Below are 24,063 nucleotides of genomic sequence, written 5' to 3'. Positions count from 1 at the left end.
TCTTTGCTGTGTGGCCAACAATAGAAAAAGCCCTCGACGAATCGAGGGCTTTGGATAGTTGTCCAACTAGATGTCAGAAGCGATTATTTAGCTTCTTGGTCTGCTTGGATTGCTGTTAGAGCGATTGTGTACACGATATCGTCTACTAGCGCGCCACGAGACAAGTCGTTTACAGGCTTGCGCATACCTTGCAGCATTGGACCGATAGAAACTAGGTCAGCTGAACGTTGTACCGCTTTGTAAGTCGTGTTACCCGTGTTTAGGTCTGGGAATACGAATACTGTCGCTTTACCTGCTACTGGAGAGTTAGGCGCTTTAGACGCTGCCACGTTTTCCATGATAGCTGCGTCGTACTGTAGAGGACCGTCGATCACTAGATCAGGACGCTTCTCTTTCGCGATGCGAGTTGCCTCACGTACTTTATCAACGTCTGCACCCTTACCAGATTCACCAGTAGAGTAAGAGATCATAGCAACGCGAGGGTCGATACCGAATGCTGCTGCAGAGTCAGCAGATTGGATAGCGATTTCAGCAAGCTGTTCAGCGGTTGGATCTGGGTTGATCGCACAGTCACCGTAAACCAGTACTTGATCAGGCAGAAGCATGAAGAATACTGAAGATACGATAGACGCATTTGGTGCAGTCTTGATGATTTGGAACGGAGGAACGATAGTGTTCGCCGTAGTATGAACAGCACCAGAAACTAGGCCGTCAACTTCGTCGTTCTCAAGCATCATTGTGCCTAGGAATACTGAATCTTGTAGCTTCTCACGAGCCACAACTTCAGTCATGCCTTTCGCACCGCGCAGCTCAACTAGACGAGCAACGTAGTTTTCACGAACAGCATCGGCATCGATGATGGTTACGCCAGTACCTAGCTCAACGCCTTGTTGAGCTGCTACGCGACGGATTTCATCTGGGTTACCTAGAAGCACACAGTCTGCAATGCCGCGTTCAGCACAGATTGCTGCCGCTTTAACAGTACGTGGTTCGTCACCTTCTGGAAGAACGATACGCTTGCCTGCTTTACGAGCAAGTTCAGTTAGCTGGTAACGGAACGCTGGTGGGCTTAGACGGCGAGACTTCTGAGTGCCTTCAGTCATTGACTCGATCCAGTTACCGTCGATGTGACCAGCAACGTGCTCGTTGATGAACTCGATACGCTCTTTATCGTCTGCAGGTACTTCGATGCTGAAGCTCTGTAGGTTTAGAGATGTCTGCCAAGTGTTACCTTGTGCTTTGAAGATAGGTAGACCAGTGTCGAACGCTGGTTTACATAGACCTTCGATTTCGCGAGGGATGTCGTAACCGCCAGTTAGCAGTACAGCACCAATATCCACACCGTTCATTGCAGCAAGAGAAGCAGCAACGATAACATCAGGACGGTCTGCAGAAGTAACAAGTAGAGAGCCAGGTTTGAAATGCTCAATCATGTTTGGCAGAGAACGTGCACAGAAAGTGATGCTCTTGATGCGACGAGTGTTGATGTCACCTTCGTTGATGATATCTGCTTTCAGGTGCTTAGCCATGTCGATTGCACGAGTCGCAATCAGATCAATGCTCCATGGCACGCAACCTAGTACACGAATTGGAGAAGTGTTGAAGATTTCCATCACTTTCAATTCGTTTTGTTTTGCGCTATCTGCATCGTCAAAGATTTCAGATAGGTCAGGGCGAGTACGGCCAGCTTCATCAACAGGAGCGTTTAGCTTGTTGATGATAACGCCAGAGATGTTTTTGTTCTTAGTGCCGCCGAAGTTAGAACATGCTACTTCGATACGCTCTTTCAGTTGCGCAGGGTTATCAGTACCTGGAGTCGCAACTAGCACGATTTCTGCACCAAGTGTTGCCGCGATTTCCGCGTTTACTTGGTTTGCAAATGGGTGCTTACGAGTAGGTACAAGACCTTCGATTAGCGTAACGTCTGCGTCTTTGTTGATTTGGTTGTAACGTTCAACAACGGTTTCTAGCAGCTCGTCCATGTTGTCGTTACCGATTAGGCTTTCAGCAACAGACATCGCCATTGGTTCACCGATCTTCATATCGCTGTTGTGGCCAACGATAGTTGAAGTCAGATCTGGCTGATCACCACCTGAACGTGGCTGACAGATTGGCTTGTAGAAAGAAACTTTAACGCCTTTACGCTCCATAGCGCGAAGAACACCCATGCTAACGCTTGTTAGGCCAACGCCTGCGCTAGTAGGGATAAGCATAATAGTACGAGACATTCGTAGAGTACCTTTAGCTATTTGGGGGATAAAAGCTCAACTCTTATTCCATGAAGCTCGAAGAATAGGAGTTGAGCCCCTAAGAAATTCGTTTGAATGAAAATCTGGCTAGCCGAGTGGCTAGCCAGTAATTCAATTAAAGACCTGTCAGGCGTGCAGTGTCTTCAGCGATGACTAGCTCTTCGTTAGTAGAGATAACCATTGCAGGGATACGGCTGTTTTCAGTCGTGATAACGCCTTCGCCGCCGAAGCGAGCTTTAAGGTTAGCTTCGCTATCTACTTCGATACCGAAGATGCCAAGACGGTTTAGAACCATTTCACGGATAGGGCCAGAGTTCTCGCCGATACCGCCAGTGAAAGTGATTGCGTCTAGACGACCGTCCATTGAAGCAGTGTAGCCAGCTACGTACTTAGCTAGACGGTGGCAGAACACGTCCATTGCGCGTGTTGCTTCTTCTTTCTCACCGTAGTTGTCTTCAACGAAACGACAATCAGAAGTCACTTCAGTTAGACCTTGAAGACCAGACTCTTTAGTTAGCATCGTGTTGATTTGATCAACAGAGTAACCTAGAGCGTCGTGTAGGTGGAAGATGATCGCAGGGTCGATGTCGCCACAGCGAGTACCCATTACTAGACCTTCAAGTGGAGTAAGACCCATAGAAGTGTCTACAGATTGACCGTTCTTGATCGCACATACAGATGCGCCGTTACCTAGGTGACAGTTGATGATGTTTACTTCTTCAACTGGTTTGTTTAGTAGGCCAGCAACTTCACGAGTGATGAACAAGTGAGAAGTACCGTGCATGCCGTAACGACGGATACCGTGTTCTTTGTATAGGTTGTATGGAAGAGCGTATAGGTAAGACTCTTCAGGCATAGTTTGGTGGAACGCAGTGTCAAATACAGCAACGTTTTTCAGCTCTGGGAAGTTTTTCTTAGCCGCTTCGATACCGATGATGTGAGCAGGGTTGTGAAGAGGTGCAAATGTTGCAGCGTCTTGAATACCTTTTAGAACTTCATCAGTGATTAGTGCAGATTGAGTGAACTGCTCGCCGCCGTGAACGATACGGTGACCGATTGCGCCTAGGTTAGCTTTAAGCTCTGGCTTAGAAGCAAGAATAGTTTCTACCATAAACGCTAGTGCTTCTTCGTGAGCTGCACCATTGCCTAGTTGAGCTTCGTGCTTGCCATCAAGTTTCCACTTGATGCGAGCTTCAGGAAGGTGAAGACACTCAGCAAGACCTGATAAGTGCTCGTCGCCGTTCTCGGCATCAACAACGGCAAATTTAAGAGAAGAACTACCGCAGTTTAAAACTAAAACTAGCTTAGACATGTATGACTACCTGTTATTCGTCTGATAAAAAATCAGTTAAAGAATGAAAAATTAATCACAAGAATAGCCGATACCCAGAAGGCTGCGTACTAATCCTGGTCAAAAATTGTTCTAATTCCATATAAAGAAATAGTGATGAACCCATCCATCACTATGATGCGATCCGTGCAGATAGATATCTCGGAGTTGCTTAAATTGTAAATAACAGCAACAATGAGATTGAGGGTCTGCAAAGGATAGCGATAATAAGCAATGATAACAAAAAAAATTTGAAAGAATATTAACTTTCATCAATTTTTTGTACCTTCAGTTGAAATGTTCAACTATTTTTTAGTGAGAGAGCGGTATGAGTAATAAAGTCGGATTGATCCATAGCCTGAAAGATGGCCAGAATTACATGGAGATCTGGCCGGTTCGTAAAGAGCTAAGTGCCATATTTCCGGAACAGCGTATCATTAAGGCGACTCGCTTTGGCATTAAAGTCATGCCAGCCGTTGCTGCGATCAGCGTACTCACTCAAATGGCATTCAATAATTACCACGCGTTACCTCAATCCATTGTTGTTGCCTTGTTTGCGATTAGCTTGCCACTTCAAGGCATTTGGTGGCTTGGTGCTCGATCCAACACGAAATTGCCGCCTTCTCTGGCGTCTTGGTATCGGGAGCTACATCAAAAGATTGTGGAAACAGGTTTCGCACTAGAGCCTGTTAAAGCTCGCCCTCGTTATAAAGAGCTTGCGATAATACTGAATCGAGCGTTTCGTCAGCTTGATAAGTCCTCACTAGAGCGTTGGTTCTAATTTAAATTGTTTGAAATGGAGTGTGCACTAGCCGCTCCATTTTTGATCCTGCCTCTATTACCTACTTTGACGGTCGTTGATGAAGCGAGCGAAGCTTTGTTTACCAAAGATTCTTTCCGGATGAAGAAGTCCCCCGATCACAAATGTTGCTTTAGTGTTAAATCTTTCTTTTCTTTACTAAGACTTAGTAGTAATAATAAAAACAAGATGCGCAAGAAGTGCACAGTTATACGAACACAACATTACCCCCTTCAAACATTTGAATTCACGAGTCGATATTCATGTTGAATGCTCGCGAAACAAGGACGAAGTCACATCAAGGAGTTATGATGAAAACGAAACGTTTATTAGCCACTGCCGTTCTATCTGCTACTGCTATTTTCTCTTCTGCCAATGTACTGGCCGCCACTGCAACCGTTGCAGTTTCACAAATTGTCGAACACCCCGCGTTAGACGCGACGCGTCAAGGATTGCTTGATGGTTTAAAAGCGAAAGGCTACGAAGAAGGCAAAAATCTAGAATTTGATTATAAGACCGCACAGGGTAACCCTGCGATTGCAGTGCAAATTGCCCGTCAGTACGTCGGCGAAAATCCTGATGTGTTAGTGGGTATCGCGACGCCTTCGGCACAAGCCTTGGTGTCGGCTACTCGCTCTATTCCTGTTGTCTTTACTGCGGTAACAGATCCGGTTGGTGCGAAATTGGTTAAGTCGATGGAACAACCAGGCAAAAACGTAACTGGCCTGTCTGATCTTTCACCCGTTGCTCAGCATGTCGATCTCATCCAAGAAATTCTTCCTCAGGTGAAAAGCATCGGGGTTGTATTTAATCCCGGTGAAGCTAATGCCGTGACTTTAGTTGAATTACTAAAAGAAAGCGCAAAAGCAAAAGGCATACAAGTGGTTGAAGCGACCGCACTAAAAAGTGCTGATGTTCAGTCTGCGACTCAAGCGATTGCAGCGAAATCAGACATTCTTTACGCCCCAACAGACAATACAGTTGCAAGTGCGATTGAAGGGATGATTGTGGCAGCGAATCAAGCGAAGAAACCTGTCTTTGGTGGCGCTACGTCGTATGTCGAAAAGGGTGCAATTGCAGGCTTAGGTTTTGACTACTACCAGGTTGGTGTACAAACCGCGGATTACGTGGCGGCGATTCTTGATGGTCAAGAACCAGGCAAGCTGGATGTAAAAGTCGCGACGGGCTCTGACCTTGTAATTAATGAAAGCGCAGCATCTAAGCTCGGTATCAAGCTGCCAAGTTCTGTGGTTGAACGTGCGACAAGCATGCAATAAGTAACGCTTTTTGGGGTTAAGCCTGTCACGTTGGTTGGTAGAGGCTTGCCCCAAAATTGATACTCGCCGGACTTCTCGTGTAGAGCATTCTGCTAGAGAAGAATGGGAGTATACGTTAGAAGTCTTAAGTTCAGGTTGGTATTCGTCAGCCTGAACATGCAGAAAGGAGCAGTTATGTCTGCATTTGCTTTTTTTGGCGCACTCGAAATTGGCTTAATTTATGGCCTAGTTGCCTTGGGTGTGTATCTTACGTTTCGTGTTCTCGATTTCCCCGATTTGAGTGTGGATGGCAGCTTTCCAATGGGAGCTGCGGTGGCTGCAACGGCGATTGTCGCAGGTATTAATCCTTGGCTTGCGACAATAATGGCGATGATAGCCGGTAGTATGACGGGGTGGGTAACCGCTTTTTTGGCTGTTCGATGTGGTATTTTGCACCTGTTAGCTTCCATTCTTACCATGATCGCGGCATTTTCAATCAATATTCGTATTATGGGCAAACCTAATATGGCGTTGCTTGGAGAGGATACGATTCTCACTCCGTTTGAAGCATTGGGCGATGCGATGTTTATTCGCCCTCTGGTTGTTGGGGTCTTAGTTCTTCTGTCCGCTTTCTTTGTCATTCGCCTGCTGAACAGCGACTTTGGTCTTGGTTTACGAGCCACGGGCGTTAATGCGCGTATGGTTTCTGCGCAAGGGGCGAGCACTGGTTTTTATACCTACTTTGGCTTGGCTTTATCCAACGGGTTTGTCGGATTCGCAGGCGCGTTGTTTGCACAAACGAACAGCTTTGCAGATGTGACCTCTGGCGTGGGCACCATTGTGGTTGGTTTGGCTGCTGTGATTTTGGGCCAGACCCTTATTCCCGGGCGAAAAATTTGGGTTGCGGTATTTGCTGTCATCATCGGTTCGGTACTTTATCGTCTTGCAGTCGCTTTCGCTTTGAGCTCTGGCATGTTTGGTTTACAAGCATCAGACCTCAACCTTGTCACCGCAGTATTGGTGGCTGTCGCGCTTATTGCTCCAAAATTAAAACAGAGCATGAGAGCGAAACAACGCGTTACCGATGCTAAACAAGCGGCATCAAAAAATGGTTCGGGGGAGGCGTTATGATTGAACTTAATAACATTCAGGTCACGTTCAACCCAGGGACGATTTTAGAAAATCGTGCATTGAAAGGCGTCTCTTTAGAGGTTCCAGAGCATCAATTTCTTACCGTGATTGGTTCTAATGGCGCAGGAAAATCGACGTTGCTTGGTGCGGTGACAGGTGAGACGCCGATGATAGGTGGTCAGGTGATCATTGATGGCAAAGACGTCACCAAGCAGACGGTAGCCCAGCGTGCGACGCAATGCGCACGAGTGTTTCAAGATCCATTGGCCGGAACCTGTGGAGAGCTAACGATAGAAGAGAACATGGCTTTAGCGTACATGCGTGGTAAAAAACGCAGTTGGGGTTTGGCGCTTTCAGCTAAACGTCGCAAGCTGTTCCAAGAGCGAATTAGCATCCTAGGGCTTGGCTTAGAAGATCGTCTGGGCGATAGCATTGGCTTACTGTCCGGTGGACAACGACAAGCCGTTAGCCTTGTGATGGCGACGTTATCGGAGAGTAAGTTGTTACTGCTTGATGAACACACGGCTGCGCTTGATCCTCGTATGGCGGCGTTTGTTATCGACTTAACTAAACGTATTGTCGATGAGTTCGATTTAACCGTGATGATGGTGACGCATTCGATGAAAGACGCATTAGCATGTGGCGATAGGACCGTAATGCTTCACCAAGGTGAAATTGTGCTTGATGTGGCTGGAGATCAGCGCGCTAACATGCAAGTACCAGACTTGTTGGATATGTTCTCCAAAGTGCGTGGTGAAGAGCTGGCAGATGACAGTCTCTTGTTGAACTAAACGGTATCCGACAAGTCACTACGCCTACTAAGTGTGATCCTCCTTGGGAAAATTGGCTGATATGTCAACTCGCAAGGAGGATTTCTTGTCTCTAATTCTTCAATAACATAGTGGCATATCCGATGACGAGGAGTGCCCATAATGAACCTGCCATTTATTTTTCATAGTCAAACTATTGATGGTTTAGCTTTTAATCAAGAGCAAGTCACAGTCAGACTGAAAACCGAGACATTGGATTTTGATTCCGTATATGTGCGTCTTGAGCCGGACAATGAAGAATGTCTGGTCGACATGACTCAAGTAGGAACTGCTGGGGAATTGTTACTATGGGAAGCATCGTTCCGCCCAAATCGAGATCGAGATGTCACACATTATGTGTTTAAGCTTCTCAAAGATGGACAACAATACTGGCTCGATGCACGAGGCGTACAAAAACGTATTCCACCCAAAGAGTTCCACTTTAAGTTGAATGTAAATCATCAACCACCAAGCTGGGTCCAAGAGCAAGTGTTCTATCAAATCTTTCCTGACCGTTTTTCTGCTAGTAAAAGTGAATCTGACATTCGTAAAGCTTATGCTCAGCATGATTCAGAAGCGATCATTAAATCGTGGGGAGACGCGGTAGGCTCTCACCAAAATACCGGGGCAAGAGAGTTTTTTGGCGGCGATCTCAAAGGTGTGGCACAAAAGTTGGACTATCTTGAACAGCTCGGCGTAACAGCGCTTTACTTCAATCCGATTTTTTCTTCACCAAGTAACCACAAATACGACACTACTGATTACTTTACTGTTGATCCTATGCTCGGCACTAATGCTCAGTTTGCGGAACTGTGTGAGAAGATTCGTGGTAAGAATATGATGATTGTCTTAGACGCGGTGTTTAACCACACGTCAGTGCATCATCCTTGGTTTGATATCCAACAAAAAGGAGAAGGGGCGTATGGCAATCCGCAGTCAAAGTTCCGCGATTACTACTTTTTCGAAGGCGAAACCAACCACTACATTGGTTGGAAAGGCATTGGTAACTTACCGGTTCTGAACTTTGAAAATGAACATGTGCGCGACTATATCTACCAAAGTGAAGAGTCTGTCATCAAGTATTGGCTGAAGCCACCGTACTTGGTTGATGGCTGGCGGTTTGATGTTATCCATATGCTTGGCGAAGGAGAGGGAGCGAAAAACAATGCTCATTATGTTGAAGCGTTTCGCCATGCGACGAAGTCAGTCAATCCGAATGCCTATGTGCTAGGTGAGCACTTTTTTGAAGCAACGCAGTGGTTGCAAGGTGATCAAGAGGATGGGGCGATGAACTACTACGGTTTTGCTCATCCAGTTCGAGCTTTTATCGCGCAGCAAGATATTATGTATGAACCAATCAACATTGATGGTTTGGAGTTTAAAGCATGGTTGGACGAAGCCAGAGCAAAAATTCCATTTTCGAATCAGCTATCGCAGCTAAATCAACTCGATAGTCATGATACTGCTCGTTTTATCACACTGGTTGATGGTGATAAGCGTAAAATGAACATCGCACTTGCTCTTCTCATGACATACGTCGGTACACCTTGTATTTACTATGGGAGTGAAGTCGGACTAGAAGGAGGGCTGGACCCGGATAATCGTCGCTGTTTCCCTTGGAATGAAATCGAAAACTCAGCATGGCTGTTGATTTACAAGCAATGGATTTCGATACGTAAACAGTACAAGTCTTTACAGTCTGGTAGTATTCAATGGCTGCATTGCGATACCAACGAGCTGGCTTATGCGCGCGTACTTGGAAGTGAAGCGATCGTTGTTGTGATGAATCTAAGTGGCGATGAGTGTTCAATTGACTTGCCTCTGTGGCAACTTGGTTTGGAGGCTACCCATCTTTCGTCACTGCTTGATGGACGCGAACTTATTGATTATAAGGGTCATCTTTCTGTCAATATACCTGCACAGAGCTTCAAATTATGGCAACTGAAGTGACACTACATTCTATATTGATTAAACTTCTTTAATATATAAACAGTCTCCTACAATGCGCACACATTTGTTGGTTATCTGATTATCTGGCGATGCGCACTACGCATTGCCAGTTGATAAGACAGCGTAATCCCATTGTTGATAAGAGACGATCTACCTTTCACATACATGGTACTCAATGGTTAACCAAAGGCGATTTAGTCTCTCATTTGTCATCTTTTTTCCCCTCGCATTATTTGTCGTGGTTTTGCTTGTTACGACAAAAAACTACTACGATGCGGTCAATCGCTATATTGATTCTGAGTATGCACGTATTGATCGTGCCATGTCCCGTGGTATTAAAGTCCTCACCGCCTTAGATTATAGTTTTACTAACTATACGAATTACGCTAACCCATTGTCTGAAGAGCACAATTCTTTAGTCAAAAAGGGGCTTTGTTATATTTGGCCGATAGACGTCTTGTTGCTAGAGAGTGTCTACAGTGAGGGGTTACCTGCGGTTGATCTTGATTACATGATTGTGGGCGATGAAAGCTTATGTCAGCAAGGTTCAACGATTAACCAACTAGCTGAACAAAAGGCGGGTTTTGCACCGTCATTGTCTTTTCTGCACGATATTGAATCCCATATCGTTGGTATTCATTACATCGATAAGCGTGGTTACGTCATTTCGTCTCCTGACACGTACGCGAAAAACTTCACTAGAGAGCTTTGGTCAACGCTAAAAGCGCGCCCATTTTGGCAAAAAACCGCACAAGATAAAGTGAACATCACCTTGGCCGGACCTGGGCCGATGTTGGATTCGATGGAAGGTCAAATCATTAGTATGACGGTGCCTGTTTACGAAAAAGGGAGGCATCAAGGTGTGCTGTCCATTGATTTTGATGTCAATGCGTTGATGGCTTCGTCACTAGGTCTTGTTGGTAAGTTTCATTTGGTTTCCAATTTACAATCCATTCCTTCAAACAGTACACGTATCAAACCAGTCGAGTTAGAGCGATTGAGTGCGAATCACAGCATGTATTACGAGTACAACCTTTGGGATGAAGCTAAGAACCTAGCGGTGTTTGAAAAATACAGCCTTATTGTTGCGATCTCTATTTACGTTTTGAGCACAGTCGTATTGTTCTATGTGAATATGCATAGTGAGCGACGTTATTTTAAAGATCTCGCCGCCAGAGATCCGATGACGAGCTTGTTGAACCGTCGAGGAATGCAAACCGTGTGGCGCAATAAGATGACGAAAAAACAGGTTGCATTAGCAGTGTTCGATATTGATAACTTCAAGAAGATCAATGATACCTATGGTCATGATGTCGGCGATTCTGCGATTCAGCTAGTTGCAAAATGTATACGTGAAAATATTCGCCACACAGATGTCGCCTCAAGATTTGGTGGCGAAGAGTTCGTGTTGGCGATTTACGACGAAGACTCGGAAGGCATTAAGCTAATTTTAGAGCGGGTAAAAAAAGCCATAGACGAACGCTCGACACGTGTGACTAAAGAAGGTTTTACGATCTCTGGCGGTGTGGTGTTCAGTAAAGAGAACCGAGTGGAAAGCTTTGATGAGTTATTTAAAGCGGCAGATGAAAAGTTATATCAAGCCAAGAGTACAGGCAAAAATAAGATTTGCTACGAAGATCTAAGCGCTTAAAGGGCGAGCAGTTCGCCCTTTGCAATGCTCAGGTTTTATGCAACCTGAGAATTTAACTCATCACGATAACGTTGAATATGCTCAACAATCGGCGCGGCTTTGTTAAACGTTCGGATTTCTCTGAATAGATCTTTTGCTTCAGGATAGGCCTGACGTAAGTAAGAGAACCATTGTTTTACGCGGTTTGGATAGTACAAGCCTTTGTCGCCTTTCATCTCAAACTTGGAGTAGTAGATCAGTAGCTCAACCACCTCGGGCCATGACATTGGCTGGTGGTTGTGTTTTACCATGTTGCCCAAGTTAGGGATATTGAAAGCGCCGCGGCACACCATCAAAGAGTCAACGCCAGTCGTTTCAATGCAACGTTGACCGTCCTGGTAATTCCAAATTTCGCCATTCGCAATAAGCGGAATATCAAAACGTTCGTGAATTTGGTTGATGTAATCCCATTTTATCTCAGAAGCTTTGTAACCACCTTGTTTAGTACGTGCGTGTACTGTTAATTCATTTGCGCCAGCAGACTGAATGGCATCGACAATTTCAAAACAATCTTCAGGGTTCTCCCAGCCAAGACGAATTTTTGCGGTCACAGGAATGGTCTCAGGAACAGCTTCTCGACAAGCTTTAACCACACGGTGAATTAGCTCAGGATGCTGAAGTAGAGCAGCACCACCCTTACTTTTATTGACCATTTTGGCTGGGCAACCAAAATTTATATCGATGCCTCTAGCGCCAAGGCTTGCCGCTTTAATTGCGTTCTCAGCCATCCAGTTTGGTTCTTGTCCTAACAATTGCACATGTACTGGCACACCTGATGCGGTTTGAGAACCTTGCAACAGCTCCGGGCATAAACGGTGAAATACATGATCGGGCAATAACTGGTCGATGACTCGAACAAATTCCGTAACACATAGGTCATAGTCGTTTATCTCGGTCAGGATTTGGCGCATCAAATGGTCTAAAACGCCTTCCATTGGGCCTAGTACAACTCGCATAGTTTGCCTAATACAGTTTGGTGATAAAAAGGAGGGCGATTGTAGCGATGTCAGCTAAGTTTGTCATTAAAAGACTCAAAGCACTCAATACAGTCAAACTCGCAACTCCCGGTTACGTGCTTTTATGCTCTGAGGTATAATGCCGCCAAATTTATGGGAAACCAGATGTCATGCAATACACATTGATTGAGAAAGGCGAAATTCACATCGATGAATCTTGCCTATTTATCGAAGGCGCAGTGCTCGCTGCTAATCTGACGACAAAACCACTCGCTCCTGAAAAGTGGTTAGAGCCGCTATTAGGTGAAGGATTCAAAGCGATTCAACCAGCAGTAGAAGAGCAAATTCACAAGCAGCACAACCGAATTCAACGAAACGAATATTCCGTGCTAGAGCTAACAGGCAAAGAACCTGAACAACTTGCTGATTTTGCCGAAGGCTTTATGTCTGTTTGGCCAATGATTGAAGAACAATGGCAAGACGTTGAGCTCAATGATGGATTGCAACGTATGCTACAAGCATTACTGACCACTTTGATGCTGGCTATCGATGAGTCGGCAACGCAGCAACAGATGCGCGACGCCGGTATTGAAACGCCTCCAGCTCTTGCAGACTTGGTCGACCAGCTTGATTTGATGGTTGGTGAAGTGGCGTTAGGTGCGGATGAGTTGATGGTAGGCAATAAGGCTCAAAGCCTAAACCCATTCAAAGGTATCGGGCGCAATGATCCTTGTCCTTGTGAGAGCGGCAAAAAGTTCAAGCAGTGTTGTGGTCAATCACGTGGTTGAGTTAACGTGGTTAAGTTAAATAGCCGCGATGTTTACTCAGTAAAAAGCCGACCATCTGGTCGGCTTTTTTCGTTATCATTTCTCTGAAGGATTAACGAATCGGATTAGTGCGTCTTGCTGGGAAGAATTGTGCGATCACAATTAATGCTAAAGCAATTAAATTGCCCGCGAAAATAACTACTAACCATTGTGGCATTGATAAATCGAGGAATTGCCAAACAATCTTCGAGCAATCGCCGTATGCCTCGAACATCCAAGGAACCCACTGATTAAGCGGAGCCCAACTAGGGAATGTTACGAATAAATCACAAGTCGCGAATGGTGATGGGTTAAACTGATAATCAACGTGCTGCTGAGCAAGCAACAGTCCTTTGTAAGAGCTTAATCCCCAGCCAATCAAACCTAGCCAACGGAAAACTGGGTTATTTGGTGCCATAAGACCAACGATTGCAGCGACACCCACTCCCATCATCGCGACTCGTTCGTAGATACACATGACACATGGTGCAAGCATCATGACGTGCTGAAAATAGAGGGCACATGCTTCAAAGAAAACGACGAATAGCAGAAGCAGCAGCCACGATAAGCGTCCCTTCGAAAACTGGTTAAGTGAATTTAAAATAGTCACGTTTTTGTTCCTGTCTGAAATAGAAAAAGCTCTGAATACTCAGAGCTTTTTAACGTGGATAAGTTTCCTAATCAACTCAAATTTTAGTGACCGCCGGAGACTACGGGAGTCAGATCACCACTATGAGGTAAAATCCAGCCTGCATCATAGAAAGAAGCCGTTGCAGGCTCTAGGAAGAACATAATGCCCATTAGACCGACAATCGCAAGAACGATGGTGTAAGGCAGCGCCATGATAACCATTCGACCGTAAGACAGACGAATTAATGGAGCGAGAGCCGAGGTGAGTAGGAATAGGAATGCCGCTTGACCGTTTGGCGTAGCAACAGATGGTAGGTTAGTGCCAGTGTTGATAGCAACTGCCAGTAAGTCGAACTGCTCGCGAGTAATGAGACCTTCAATGAGTGCTGTTTTTACTTCATTGATGTAAACCGTACCGACGAATACGTTATCCGACACCATTGATAGTAAGCCATTCGCGACATAGAACAGAGCTAACTGAGTGCCTTTATCTTCAACGGCAAGCACCGCGTCGATAACTGGTTTAAACAACTCTTGGTCGATGATTACCGCAACGATCGAGAAAAATACCGCAAGTAGTGCAGTGAAAGGCAGAGCCTCTTCAAACGCTTTACCCATGGAATGCTCTTCAATGACGCCAGTGAAAGCCGTCGCTAAGATGATCACTGAAAGACCAATTAAGCCTACTGCCGCCAAGTGTAAGGCTAATGCCACGATCAACCAAACAGCAATAAGCCCTTGAACCCATAGCTTTGCAACGTCTTGATTGGTACGCGTTTTGCGCTCTTCATTGTCAAAGTCAACGAGGATTTGACGAACGTTGTTAGGAAGTTTTGCACCGTAGCCAAACACTTTAAGCTTTTCGACTAGAGCACAAGTGATGAGACCGCAGAAAAATACGGGTAGCGTCACTGGAGACATACGGATTAGGAATTCACCAAATAACCAACCCGCCTGGTCTGCAATAATTAAGTTTTGAGGTTCACCTACCATAGTGGTTACGCCACCTAGCGCAGTACCTACACCAGCGTGCATCAACAATGAGCGTAAAAAGGCGCGGTAATTTTCTAAGTCATCACGCGTTAGCTCAGTGATCGTGTCATCTTGTGTGTGGTCATGGTCACCAATCGGGTTACCTGACGCCACTTTGTGGTAGATAGAGTAGAAACCGATCGCAACACTGATAACAACGGCGATAACCGTCAAAGCATCCAAAAACGCAGATAAAAATGCAGCGGCAAAGCAAAACGCAAGTGATAGAAGGGTTTTGGAGCGAATACCAAGTAAAATTTTGGTAAAAATGAACAGCAATAAATGCTTCATGAAGTAGATGCCAGCAACCATAAATACCAGCAGCAGTAATACCTCAATATTTGCCACCAACTCGTGCTTAACTTGCGCAGGGCTAGTCATGCCGATAGCGATGGCTTCAATAGCAAGTAAACCACCAGGTTGTAATGGGTAGCATTTCAATGCCATTGCAAGCGTGAAAATAAATTCAGCAACCAGCAACCACCCAGCAACAAATGGGTTTATTAGGAAGAATACAATCGGGTTAATTATTAAGAAGGCTATAATGGCAACTTTGTACCAATCAGGCGCTTTACCAAGAAAGTTCTTGATAAAAGCGTTTCCGAGCGATATCGGCATGATAATTCTCTTTATAACAAAATTATGAATAGACACTACAATAGTGCTTAAGTATCTGTTTGTGAGACTTATTAACTAGTCTTTTAAAACAATAACTTAGTAAAACAACAATCCTTTGTTTATTGCAGTCTTGCCAAGTTACTTCCCCTGAACTCAAGCACCGCTCACTTTCGACCGCAAACTCTACACTCAGGCATTTATTAGTCAATAACAAAACGTGATGCTACCGACTAAAATGACTTTTTAAATGTAATAACGCGATCAAAACGGCGTTACTATATCATGAAAGGCTCAAAAAAATCCTCTTGGATTTTAAATGACGGTCAGTGACGAGAAAAGGCAAATTAAGAAAGAATATTAACTGTGATATACAAAGTAATTTTTCATATTTTGAATATAAAATTGTGACGCAGTAGTCTTTATTTCTCCGCAATTTGTGAGCTGTTTAATTAAACGAAAATTCAGATTTTACCGATTTCACTCGCACGTCAGACCATCCTAAATTGACACAACATATAGAGTATTAACTCTATATTGTAGAATCGTTTCAATTATTGATCGTAAATTTTCTCAAACCGTTAAGTAGTGGTATGATGAGTAGTATCGACCCTCAGAAATCAATATTGGATAAAAAGTAGAATGGTCATAAAGGCGAAAAGCCCTGCGGGATTCGCAGAAAAATATATTATCGAGAGCATTTGGAACGGCCGTTTTCCTCCTGGCTCTATTTTACCTGCTGAACGCGAGCTGTCTGAGCTAATTGGTGTTACTCGAACGACTTTACGAGAGGTTCTTCAACGACTAGCCCGTGATGGTTGGTTAACAATCCAACACGGTAAACCAACGAAGGTAAACCAATTTATGGAGACCTCTGGTCTGCATATTTTGGATACGTTGATGACGTTGGACGTAGATAACGCAACAAACATTGTAGAAGATTTGCTTGCAGCACGTACCAACATCAGCCCTATCTTTATGCGTTATGCATTTAAAGCAAATAAAGAGAACTCTGAGCGCACGATCAAGAATGTAATTGAATCTTGTGAAGCTTTAATGAATGCTGCTTCTTGGGACGATTTCATCGCTTCTTCACCTTATGCTGAGAAAGTCTTACAGAACGTGAAAGAAGACAACGAGAAAGATGAAGCGAAGCGTCAAGAAATCTTGATTGCTAAAACGTTCAACTTTTACGACTACATGTTGTTCCAACGCCTAGCATTCCATTCAGGGAATCAGATTTACGGTTTGATTTTTAATGGCTTGAAGAAGCTCTATGATCGCGTTGGTAGCTATTATTTCTCAAACCCAGCTTCTCGTGAGCTAGCGCTGAAGTTTTACCATCAGTTGCTAGAAACTTGTGAAAGTGGTCAGCGTGAACAACTGCCAGTTGTGATTCGTCACTATGGTATGGAAAGCGCGCTAATCTGGAACGAGATGAAAAAGCAATTACCAACGAACTTCACAGAAGATGACAGCTAAGCGCTGAGAAGTTAGATGAATGAAAAACCGCAGAACCTAAGGTCTGCGGTTTTTTTGTTTTTACCTATAGATACCAGTTACGTTCCTGTTGTGACAATTGGCACGGCATTGTATAGAGCTTATCTTGCTACAGAGAGTTTGGGCAACGGTAGATACAATGCTTCAACGATGTCTGAAAGGACGTGGTCGTAAGTATTGAAGATGGTCAACGATAAGTCTGATGTGACTCCATAAAGCTCTGCTTCTGTTAAATCGACATGACTTCCTGTCACATAGTTATTTAATGTCTGTATTGAGCGTGTGGAAGCAGGAGAAACGATACTAAGCGGAGCGATAACTGCTAATTGATTTAGCTTACGTGTCATAACCGATGCGTAATTTTTGAAACGCTCATTCCCCCCTTGCTCTCCCAAGTCTTGAATGCTAATTCTCAATTGAGTCAGGGTTTCTAAGCTATCCATGATGTTTTGCCAGTTCATGTGGTACTCATTATGTAGATCATCTCGTTGTTCTACCGCTAACCAAGCAATCGTGACTTCATCCATCAAGAACAAGCAATGACGAATTAACTTACCATGCTCCATCTGGTTCCTTGCAACACTGTGATCGTTCCATTGTTCAAGCAGTTTTCCTACTTTGATCTGGAGCACGCGATACATGGGTTTATTTTCAAAGCGTGAGGTTTCGACCAAAAGATGCAGTTTGTTGGTGAGATCGTTATGAAGGACTTCTAATTCTTGTTCGTTATTTTGTTGAAATTGAAGTGAGTAGTGCGTCGCGGCTCGATGGCGTCTCAGCAGATGAACAACATCTCTCAATAATGTTAACAGCTGATATTTACGCGCGTGTTGCTGCTCTCGTTTAGAAGATAAGTGATATATTCCGGCTAAAATAGCGATAGATAATAATGTGGAAATCAAAACAAACATAACCAACTCCTTGTTAGTGTTTGGACCTAGCAAGGAAGGTCTGCAGTTTTGATACCAAACAAAAATTAAATTAAAACAATTAGTTATATTAAATGTTCTTTTGGGACGGTCGTTATTGGTGCATGGATTCACCAAATTTGTGAATATGGTTGATTATTCGGTGTCGATGCTTGGTGTACGCGTTATTCTTTGTGAGTTACATATTGCTTACTTTTTGTAGTCTGATTCAAGTCACAATGTTTAGAAATTAAAATACTCGGACACTTCATATGATATAAGTTGTCTATTTTGTTGATTGTTCGAGGTAATTAATTTGTCTAATAAATTCGACCTATGCTTCAGTACTCACTCAAAGATAACGCTCCCTATCGATACAAATGATGAGGATAGGTACCTTCATTTTCGTAAGGACAACCCACATATATTTGGTAGTTTTATTCCCGCAGGTACTCCTTTCATACTGAACGAAGGCTCTGTGATCAACATAGCTAAGTTGCGTAGCGAGAGACCTGATATAGCTTGTGCTCTTGATACTGTAAAAAGTTGGTCACAAGAAACCAAAAGAAATGTAGCCAATCTAACAAGTGAGTTTGGCGATGAAAACTTACAAGCGGTAGCCCTCCTCTATGAAAAAGAGATTAAGCCTTTTTTAGATGCTACTAATCATACTATTGGGGGGAAAATCGATGAGTATACTGCAGTAGGTGCTGCCGCTACGGCGGTTAATGAAAAGTAAGTCAGATTGAGTAATTTCGGGAAAGCTTTGCTCAAATATCAAAACGCCTTACTAGATGTACGGACAGCGTCACGAAGTGGTGCGCAGAAAAAGGAGCTTGTGAAGCTTGGATATAGAGTTAAAGAAGCTCATAGTTCTTTGAATGCAAAATTTACAAAAGAGCTTGCCCATTATGCAGGGTGAATTAAAAGTAGCCGCGGTAACATTTGGAGCAACCCGAATAGGGCTGTCAATATCGCGCGAAGCGGTAGGGATATGACTTAGTTACATTTAACATCTATAGCTAACATCCGCTCAATTCGAGTTCTTGAACAAAGCTCTAGTATTGTAGGTAAAAAGATCATCATGATTGATGCTGGTGTTCGCTTTAACAATGTTCGAAATGCCAAGAATAACGGAGAAAATTGGAAAAAAAGAGCGGCAATGGAAGTTGCTGGGTTTGGTGCGAGCAACGCTGCTGGCGTTTGGACCACATCCAAAGTGATTGCATCTGGAATGGGAATCGCTTTAGCTGCTGGCCCATTTGGAGTAGTCGTATTAATAGGTGTTGGTTTAGGGGGCTGGTTATGCGGCTGCAAAAATGGGTGATTGGTTTGGGCAAGGTTTACAGAAAAAACCTATGAAACTAGCTCTAAAGTAAATTGGTTTTAAAGGAGTAATTGTGTTTTGTTTCGATCTTATAGTGATGATTGTTGGTTGGACATGGTTACTGAGCACATTGGTTTTTATTCGTGTATCAGCAAAGCGGATTGAGACAAAAATATTGCAGGATGGTCATGATCCAATTGGCTGGGACAGAAATGGGTGGGGTTTTAGATTTCCCATGTACGCCTCAGTGTTGATGCGAGGTAAACCTGCGAAAGTATCGCTGGTAGAAGACAAACTTATTCTAAAGTACGCGACAGTCTTTGACCGAGTGCTTGCGTATATTGTCACAATAAGCTTCGTGATGGCACTTGCTTTGGGAGCAGTAATGGGGTTGGGGCCTGAAGAGTACAGAGTGAAAACCAGTTAAGCGCAGGGCTCTGTAGAACGGTGAATACAAGTCTAGTTGAAAAGCCAAATCCTGATAAAGGGAGCAACGTGTCTTATTTTGATATTGCAAATATGATTATCGGATGTACTTGGTTAGTTAGTACTTTGCTTTTCATTCGTGTATCGGTAAAGCGGATTGAGAAAAAGATGTTGCGGGATGGTCATGACCCTATTGGTTGGGACAGAAATGGGTGGGGTTTTAGATTTCCCATGTACGCATCAGTATTGATACGAGGAAAGCCAGTCAAATTATCACTAGTGGATGACCAACTAATACTAAAATACGCAACAACGTTTGATAGAATACTTGCGTATGTTGTAAGCATCAGTTTTGTACTTTTCCTTGTGTGTGGCGCGACCATTACTTGGGGACCGGAAGAGTATAGGTTGCATTAAGTAATTTTATCTTGTTGTAAAAAAGGCTTAACTGAAATAGTTAAGCCTTTCTATTATGCGAAGAGCATTACATTACACGCATCCCTGGTTGAGCACCTTCGTGTGGCTCAAGGATCCATAGATCGCTACCACCAGGGCCCGCTGCTAGGATCATACCTTCAGACATACCAAACTTCATCTTACGAGGTTTTAGGTTTGCTACCATTACCGTTAGTTTGCCTTCTAGCTCTTCAGGTTTGTACGCTGACTTGATGCCAGAGAACACTTGACGAGTTTCACCACCGATGTCCAGTTGGAACTTAAGCAGTTTGTTTGCTTTTGGCACTTCTTCACAAGAGATGATACGAGCGATACGCATATCTACTGCTGCAAAAGCGTCGAACTCAATCTCTTCAGCGATTGGCTCTTTGTCTAGCTCAGTTTGGCTAGCCTTGTTCTTTTCCGCTTCTGCTTTCTCTTTCGCCGCCATTTCTGCCGCCGCATCTTCTTTAGATGCTTCGATCATCGCTTCAACATTCTTCGGATCGATACGGTTGAAGAGTGCTTTGAACTTAGTGATCTCGTGGCCTGTGAGTGGCGCAGCGATGTTTTCCCAAGTCAGCTCTTGGTTTAGGAATGCTTCAGTACGTGCAGCTAGCGCAGGCATTACTGGTTTCAGGTAAGTCATCAGTACACGGAACAGGTTGATACCGACAGAACAGATGTCTTGTAGCTCCTGATCTTTGCCTTCTTCTTTTGCTACAACCCACGGTGCTTTTTCATCAACGTATTGGTTAGCTTTGTCTGCCAATGCCGTGATTTCACGGATTGCACGACCAAACTCACGCGTTTCGTAAAGCTCAGCGATACGGTCAGCTGCAGCAACAAATTCGTTGTAAAGTTCAGGCTCTGCAAAGTTGTCAGACAGTTTGCCTTCAAAACGTTTTGCGATGAAACCTGCGTTACGAGATGCCAGGTTAACGATCTTGTTAACAACGTCAGCGTTTACACGCTGAGTGAAGTCTTCAAGGTTAAGATCTAGATCGTCGATACGGCTGTTTAGCTTCGCAGCGTAGTAGTAACGTAGACACTCAGGGTCTAGGTGCTCTAGGTAAGTGCTTGCTTTTACGAAAGTACCTTTAGACTTCGACATTTTCGCGCCGTTTACGGTTACGTAACCGTGTACGAATACGTTGTTAGGCTTGCGGAAGCCAGAACCTTCTAGCATTGCTGGCCAGAATAGGCTGTGGAAGTAAACGATGTCTTTACCGATGAAGTGGTACAGTTCTGCTGAGCTGTTTTTCTTCCAGTACTCATCGAAGTCTAGGTCGTCGCGCTTGTCACATAGGTTTTTGAAAGAACCCATGTAGCCGATAGGCGCGTCTAGCCATACGTAGAAGAACTTGTTCTTCTCACCTGGGATCTCGAAACCAAAGTAAGGCGCATCACGCGAGATGTCCCACTGTTGCAGACCAGATTCAAACCACTCTTGCATCTTGTTCGCGGTTTCAGCTTGTAGCGAGCCAGAGCGAGTCCACTCTTTTAGCATGCTTTCAAACTGAGGCAGGTCGAAGAAGAAGTGCTCAGAATCTTTCATTACTGGCGTCGCACCAGAAACCGCAGATTTAGGATTGATCAGTTCTGTTGGGCTGTAAGTCTCGCCACAGTTGTCACAGTTGTCACCGTACTGGTCTTCTGACTTACATTTTGGACACGTACCTTTTACGAAACGGTCCGGTAGGAACATCTCTTTTTCTGGGTCGAACAACTGAGAAATTGTGCGGCTAGAGATAAAGCCGTTTTTCTTCAGCTCAAGATAAATGTGTGACGCTAGCTCACGGTTCTCATCTGAGTGTGTGCTGTGGTAGTTATCAAAGCTGATATCAAAGCCAGCAAAGTCTTTCTGGTGCTCTTCGCTAACTGCGGCAATCATTTCTTCAGGAGTAATACCCATCTGTTGCGCTTTAAGCATGATTGGCGTGCCGTGAGCATCGTCAGCACAGATGAAGTTTACAGTGTTGCCGCGTAGGCGTTGGTAACGAACCCAAATGTCCGCTTGGATATGCTCAAGCATATGACCAAGGTGGATCGAACCGTTAGCGTACGGAAGGGCACAAGTTACCAGCATTTTCCTTGACGGAAAGTTTCTTGGATCGTTTGCCATACTTAATATTCGCTTTTCTTGATAGGTATAAATAAATTTTGATGGATAATACTACCCCATGAACTCACTAACTCCAAGGTGTCAAACTGCGGAATGCCTTAGTTTTTTTGGGGTTCTGGTTGAGGCAGGACGGTGTTAGCATGACATCTAAAAGGAGGACTTATGCATCAGTTCACTTCAAAACAAGACTTTTGTCACTGGTTTAACCAATTCCAGCATCCACAGTTGGTGGAAAATTGGGCAGATATTCATGGCGCAATTTCGATTACGGCACAAGGTTCTGTTGAGATAACGTTGCCATTCGCAAGTAATGAGCTTCAAACCATATTGCATGACTGGATTAAACAGCAACAAACCGCAGATAAAGTGGCTGAATTCCCATTCAATATTCGCCTTGGAGTTAAAGCATTAGAAACTCAAGTGGCCAATCCGGTTAAAGGTGTTAAGAACATCATTGCCGTTAGCTCTGCGAAAGGTGGGGTCGGTAAATCAACGACTGCGGTTAACTTAGCGTTGGCGATTGCTCAATCTGGGGCGAAAGTGGGATTGTTGGATGCGGATATTTATGGCCCGTCTGTACCTATGATGTTGGGGCAAGAAGATGCAAAACCAGAAGTTCGTGATGGCAAGTGGATGGAGCCCATTTTTGCTCACGGCATCTATACTCATTCTATCGGCTATCTAGTGGACAAATCAGAAGCGGCAATATGGCGCGGGCCAATGGCTTCAAAAGCGTTGTCGCAGTTATTAACGGAGACAGACTGGCCAGATTTAGATTATTTGGTGATTGATATGCCGCCAGGCACGGGTGATATACAGTTGACGTTGTCACAACAGATTCCGGTGACAGGTAGTGTGTTAGTCACTACACCGCAAGACCTAGCCCTTGCCGATGCAAGGAAGGGAGCGGCAATGTTTAACAAAGTCCATGTCCCGGTTATTGGTGTTGTGGAAAACATGAGTTATCACATTTGTAGCCAATGTGGCGCGAAAGAGCATATTTTTGGCATGGGTGGTGCAGAAAAAATGTCGCAAGAGTTTGGCTTGGCACTGCTAGGACAAATTCCGCTTCATATTTCTATGCGAGAAGATATTGACGCTGGCGTGCCAACAGTAGCAAGGCGCCCAGAAAGTGAGCATGCAGGGTATTACAAGCAGCTTGCCGATCGCGTATGTAGCACGATGTTTTGGCAAGGCAAAGCAAAACCAGATGCGATTAGCTTTACAATGGTGAACTAAGTTTACTATGCCTGTTGGTTGATAATTGCACATTTTAACGTTTGCTCGGAGGTTAATCCTCTGAGCAGGCAGAAACTTATGACTAAACCCTAATTCCAACTAGTAACTATGGGGTGAACTCCCTATAATCAGGCAGTTTATCTTTTTATGTGACTAGAAATCATCATCGGGTGCAAACTAATGTCTGATAATAATCAATGCGTCATCGTCGGTATTGCTGGCGCTTCTGCTTCTGGAAAAAGTCTGATCGCGAGCACTATTTATAATGAGCTTCGCGCGAAAGTAGGCGATCATCAAATCGGTGTCATCACGGAAGATTGCTACTACAACGACCAAAGCCACCTAAGCATGGAAGAGCGAGTAAAGACGAACTACGATCACCCGAGTGCGTTGGACCACGACCTACTGTGTGAGCACCTTGAAAAATTGGTACGTGGTGAAGCAGTAGAAGTACCTGAGTACAGCTACACTGAACACACAAGAACAAGTAACACGACCACAATGACGCCTAAAAAGGTGATCATTCTAGAAGGCATCCTTCTTCTTACTGACCCTCGTCTTCGTGATTTGATGCACGCGACAGTATTTATGGATACACCGTTAGATATTTGTTTGCTTCGTCGTGTTAAGCGTGACGTGGAAGAACGAGGCCGAACTATGGAATCTGTTCTCAAGCAGTATCAACAAACAGTACGTCCGATGTTCATGCAGTTTATCGAACCTTCTAAGCAATATGCGGACATTATTGTTCCTCGCGGTGGTAAAAACCGTATCGCAATCGATGTATTAAAAGCTCACATTGCAAGACTTTTGAAAGCTTAAGCCTTTAGACGGCTATATCGCTTTATTT

Annotated in this window: 20 protein-coding genes; 13 read left to right on the top strand and 7 right to left on the bottom strand. The window is 44.3% G+C overall.

Annotated features, from left to right (window positions below; all coding sequences use genetic code 11):
• Positions 1 to 83 precede the first annotated feature (83 nt).
• Both pta and J8Z23_RS10995 read right to left on the bottom strand, forming a co-directional pair.
• A complete protein-coding gene (pta, locus tag J8Z23_RS11000) occupies positions 84 to 2,228 on the bottom strand; it encodes a phosphate acetyltransferase (RefSeq protein WP_005396636.1) in 2,145 nt (714 codons plus the stop codon).
• Between the two features lie 136 nt (positions 2,229 to 2,364).
• The gene (locus J8Z23_RS10995; protein ID WP_005396635.1) at positions 2,365 to 3,561 is read right to left on the bottom strand and encodes an acetate kinase; all 1,197 of its coding nucleotides are present in this window, start codon (positions 3,559 to 3,561) and stop codon (positions 2,365 to 2,367) included.
• Between the two features lie 346 nt (positions 3,562 to 3,907).
• Between J8Z23_RS10995 and yfbV the strand changes: the two genes are divergently transcribed.
• The 6 genes from yfbV (at position 3,908) to J8Z23_RS10965 (ending at position 11,175) form a co-directional block, all read left to right on the top strand.
• Positions 3,908 to 4,360 (top strand): terminus macrodomain insulation protein YfbV, encoded by a 453-nt coding sequence (gene yfbV / locus J8Z23_RS10990; protein WP_005380809.1) that lies wholly within the window; start codon positions 3,908 to 3,910, stop codon positions 4,358 to 4,360.
• Between the two features lie 329 nt (positions 4,361 to 4,689).
• Positions 4,690 to 5,655, top strand: a complete 966-nt coding sequence (locus J8Z23_RS10985; protein WP_012841583.1) for an ABC transporter substrate-binding protein — start codon at positions 4,690 to 4,692, stop codon at positions 5,653 to 5,655.
• 174 nt (positions 5,656 to 5,829) lie between these two features.
• Complete coding sequence (locus J8Z23_RS10980; protein ID WP_012841584.1) at positions 5,830 to 6,765, top strand: ABC transporter permease; 936 nt, start codon at positions 5,830 to 5,832, stop codon at positions 6,763 to 6,765.
• The gene (locus J8Z23_RS10975; protein WP_282174355.1) at positions 6,762 to 7,556 is read left to right on the top strand and encodes an ABC transporter ATP-binding protein; all 795 of its coding nucleotides are present in this window, start codon (positions 6,762 to 6,764) and stop codon (positions 7,554 to 7,556) included. Before J8Z23_RS10980 ends, J8Z23_RS10975 begins: the two co-directional genes overlap by 4 nt.
• A gap of 141 nt (positions 7,557 to 7,697) precedes the next feature.
• Positions 7,698 to 9,524, top strand: coding sequence for a maltodextrin glucosidase (malZ, locus tag J8Z23_RS10970; protein ID WP_434633498.1), 1,827 nt, complete (start codon positions 7,698 to 7,700; stop codon positions 9,522 to 9,524).
• 175 nt (positions 9,525 to 9,699) lie between these two features.
• Positions 9,700 to 11,175 (top strand): sensor domain-containing diguanylate cyclase, encoded by a 1,476-nt coding sequence (locus tag J8Z23_RS10965; protein WP_134647358.1) that lies wholly within the window; start codon positions 9,700 to 9,702, stop codon positions 11,173 to 11,175.
• Between the two features lie 35 nt (positions 11,176 to 11,210).
• On the opposite strand, the gene dusC is transcribed toward J8Z23_RS10965, so the two are convergent.
• Complete coding sequence (gene dusC / locus J8Z23_RS10960) at positions 11,211 to 12,170, bottom strand: tRNA dihydrouridine(16) synthase DusC (RefSeq protein ID WP_301659678.1); 960 nt, start codon at positions 12,168 to 12,170, stop codon at positions 11,211 to 11,213.
• 170 nt (positions 12,171 to 12,340) lie between these two features.
• Between dusC and J8Z23_RS10955 the strand changes: the two genes are divergently transcribed.
• Entirely contained in the window at positions 12,341 to 12,958 is a 618-nt protein-coding gene (locus J8Z23_RS10955; protein WP_005396626.1) for a YecA family protein, read from the top strand.
• Between the two features lie 91 nt (positions 12,959 to 13,049).
• Here the strand turns inward: J8Z23_RS10955 and dsbB are convergent, their stop codons facing one another.
• Positions 13,050 to 13,586, bottom strand: coding sequence for a disulfide bond formation protein DsbB (gene dsbB / locus J8Z23_RS10950; protein ID WP_005396949.1), 537 nt, complete (start codon positions 13,584 to 13,586; stop codon positions 13,050 to 13,052).
• Between the two features lie 83 nt (positions 13,587 to 13,669).
• A complete protein-coding gene (gene nhaB, locus J8Z23_RS10945) occupies positions 13,670 to 15,256 on the bottom strand; it encodes a Na(+)/H(+) antiporter NhaB (protein ID WP_005396952.1) in 1,587 nt (528 codons plus the stop codon).
• A gap of 639 nt (positions 15,257 to 15,895) precedes the next feature.
• On the opposite strand from nhaB, the gene fadR reads away from it, so the two are divergent.
• Complete coding sequence (gene fadR / locus J8Z23_RS10940; protein WP_005396954.1) at positions 15,896 to 16,735, top strand: fatty acid metabolism transcriptional regulator FadR; 840 nt, start codon at positions 15,896 to 15,898, stop codon at positions 16,733 to 16,735.
• Between the two features lie 119 nt (positions 16,736 to 16,854).
• On the opposite strand, the gene J8Z23_RS10935 is transcribed toward fadR, so the two are convergent.
• Positions 16,855 to 17,664: a hypothetical protein gene (locus J8Z23_RS10935; protein ID WP_046874414.1), complete on the bottom strand. Its 810-nt coding sequence runs from the start codon at positions 17,662 to 17,664 to the stop codon at positions 16,855 to 16,857.
• A gap of 313 nt (positions 17,665 to 17,977) precedes the next feature.
• Between J8Z23_RS10935 and J8Z23_RS10930 the strand changes: the two genes are divergently transcribed.
• The 3 genes from J8Z23_RS10930 to J8Z23_RS10920 all read left to right on the top strand — a co-directional run bounded on the left by J8Z23_RS10930 (position 17,978) and on the right by J8Z23_RS10920 (position 19,415).
• A complete protein-coding gene (locus J8Z23_RS10930; RefSeq protein ID WP_434633494.1) occupies positions 17,978 to 18,400 on the top strand; it encodes a hypothetical protein in 423 nt (140 codons plus the stop codon).
• A 345-nt stretch (positions 18,401 to 18,745) separates the two neighbouring features.
• On the top strand, positions 18,746 to 18,988 hold the full coding sequence (locus J8Z23_RS10925) for a hypothetical protein (RefSeq protein WP_434633492.1): 243 nt from the start codon (positions 18,746 to 18,748) through the stop codon (positions 18,986 to 18,988).
• Between the two features lie 73 nt (positions 18,989 to 19,061).
• Entirely contained in the window at positions 19,062 to 19,415 is a 354-nt protein-coding gene (locus tag J8Z23_RS10920; RefSeq protein ID WP_074191586.1) for a hypothetical protein, read from the top strand.
• A 483-nt stretch (positions 19,416 to 19,898) separates the two neighbouring features.
• Here the strand turns inward: J8Z23_RS10920 and metG are convergent, their stop codons facing one another.
• Complete coding sequence (gene metG, locus J8Z23_RS10915; protein WP_301659676.1) at positions 19,899 to 21,974, bottom strand: methionine--tRNA ligase; 2,076 nt, start codon at positions 21,972 to 21,974, stop codon at positions 19,899 to 19,901.
• A gap of 162 nt (positions 21,975 to 22,136) precedes the next feature.
• Between metG and apbC the strand changes: the two genes are divergently transcribed.
• Together apbC and udk are read left to right on the top strand one after the other, a co-directional pair.
• A complete protein-coding gene (apbC, locus tag J8Z23_RS10910) occupies positions 22,137 to 23,213 on the top strand; it encodes an iron-sulfur cluster carrier protein ApbC (RefSeq protein WP_065646636.1) in 1,077 nt (358 codons plus the stop codon).
• Positions 23,214 to 23,393: 180 nt separating this feature from the next.
• Positions 23,394 to 24,035: a uridine kinase gene (gene udk, locus J8Z23_RS10905; protein ID WP_005396962.1), complete on the top strand. Its 642-nt coding sequence runs from the start codon at positions 23,394 to 23,396 to the stop codon at positions 24,033 to 24,035.
• The last annotated feature ends 28 nt before the right edge of the window (positions 24,036 to 24,063 follow it).

It is taken from the genome of Vibrio sp. SCSIO 43086 (assembly GCF_051132235.1).
Lineage (GTDB): Bacteria > Pseudomonadota > Gammaproteobacteria > Enterobacterales > Vibrionaceae > Vibrio > Vibrio diabolicus.
Note: the sequence above shows the minus strand (reverse complement) of the source record. Positions and strands in the feature narration are given on the sequence as shown.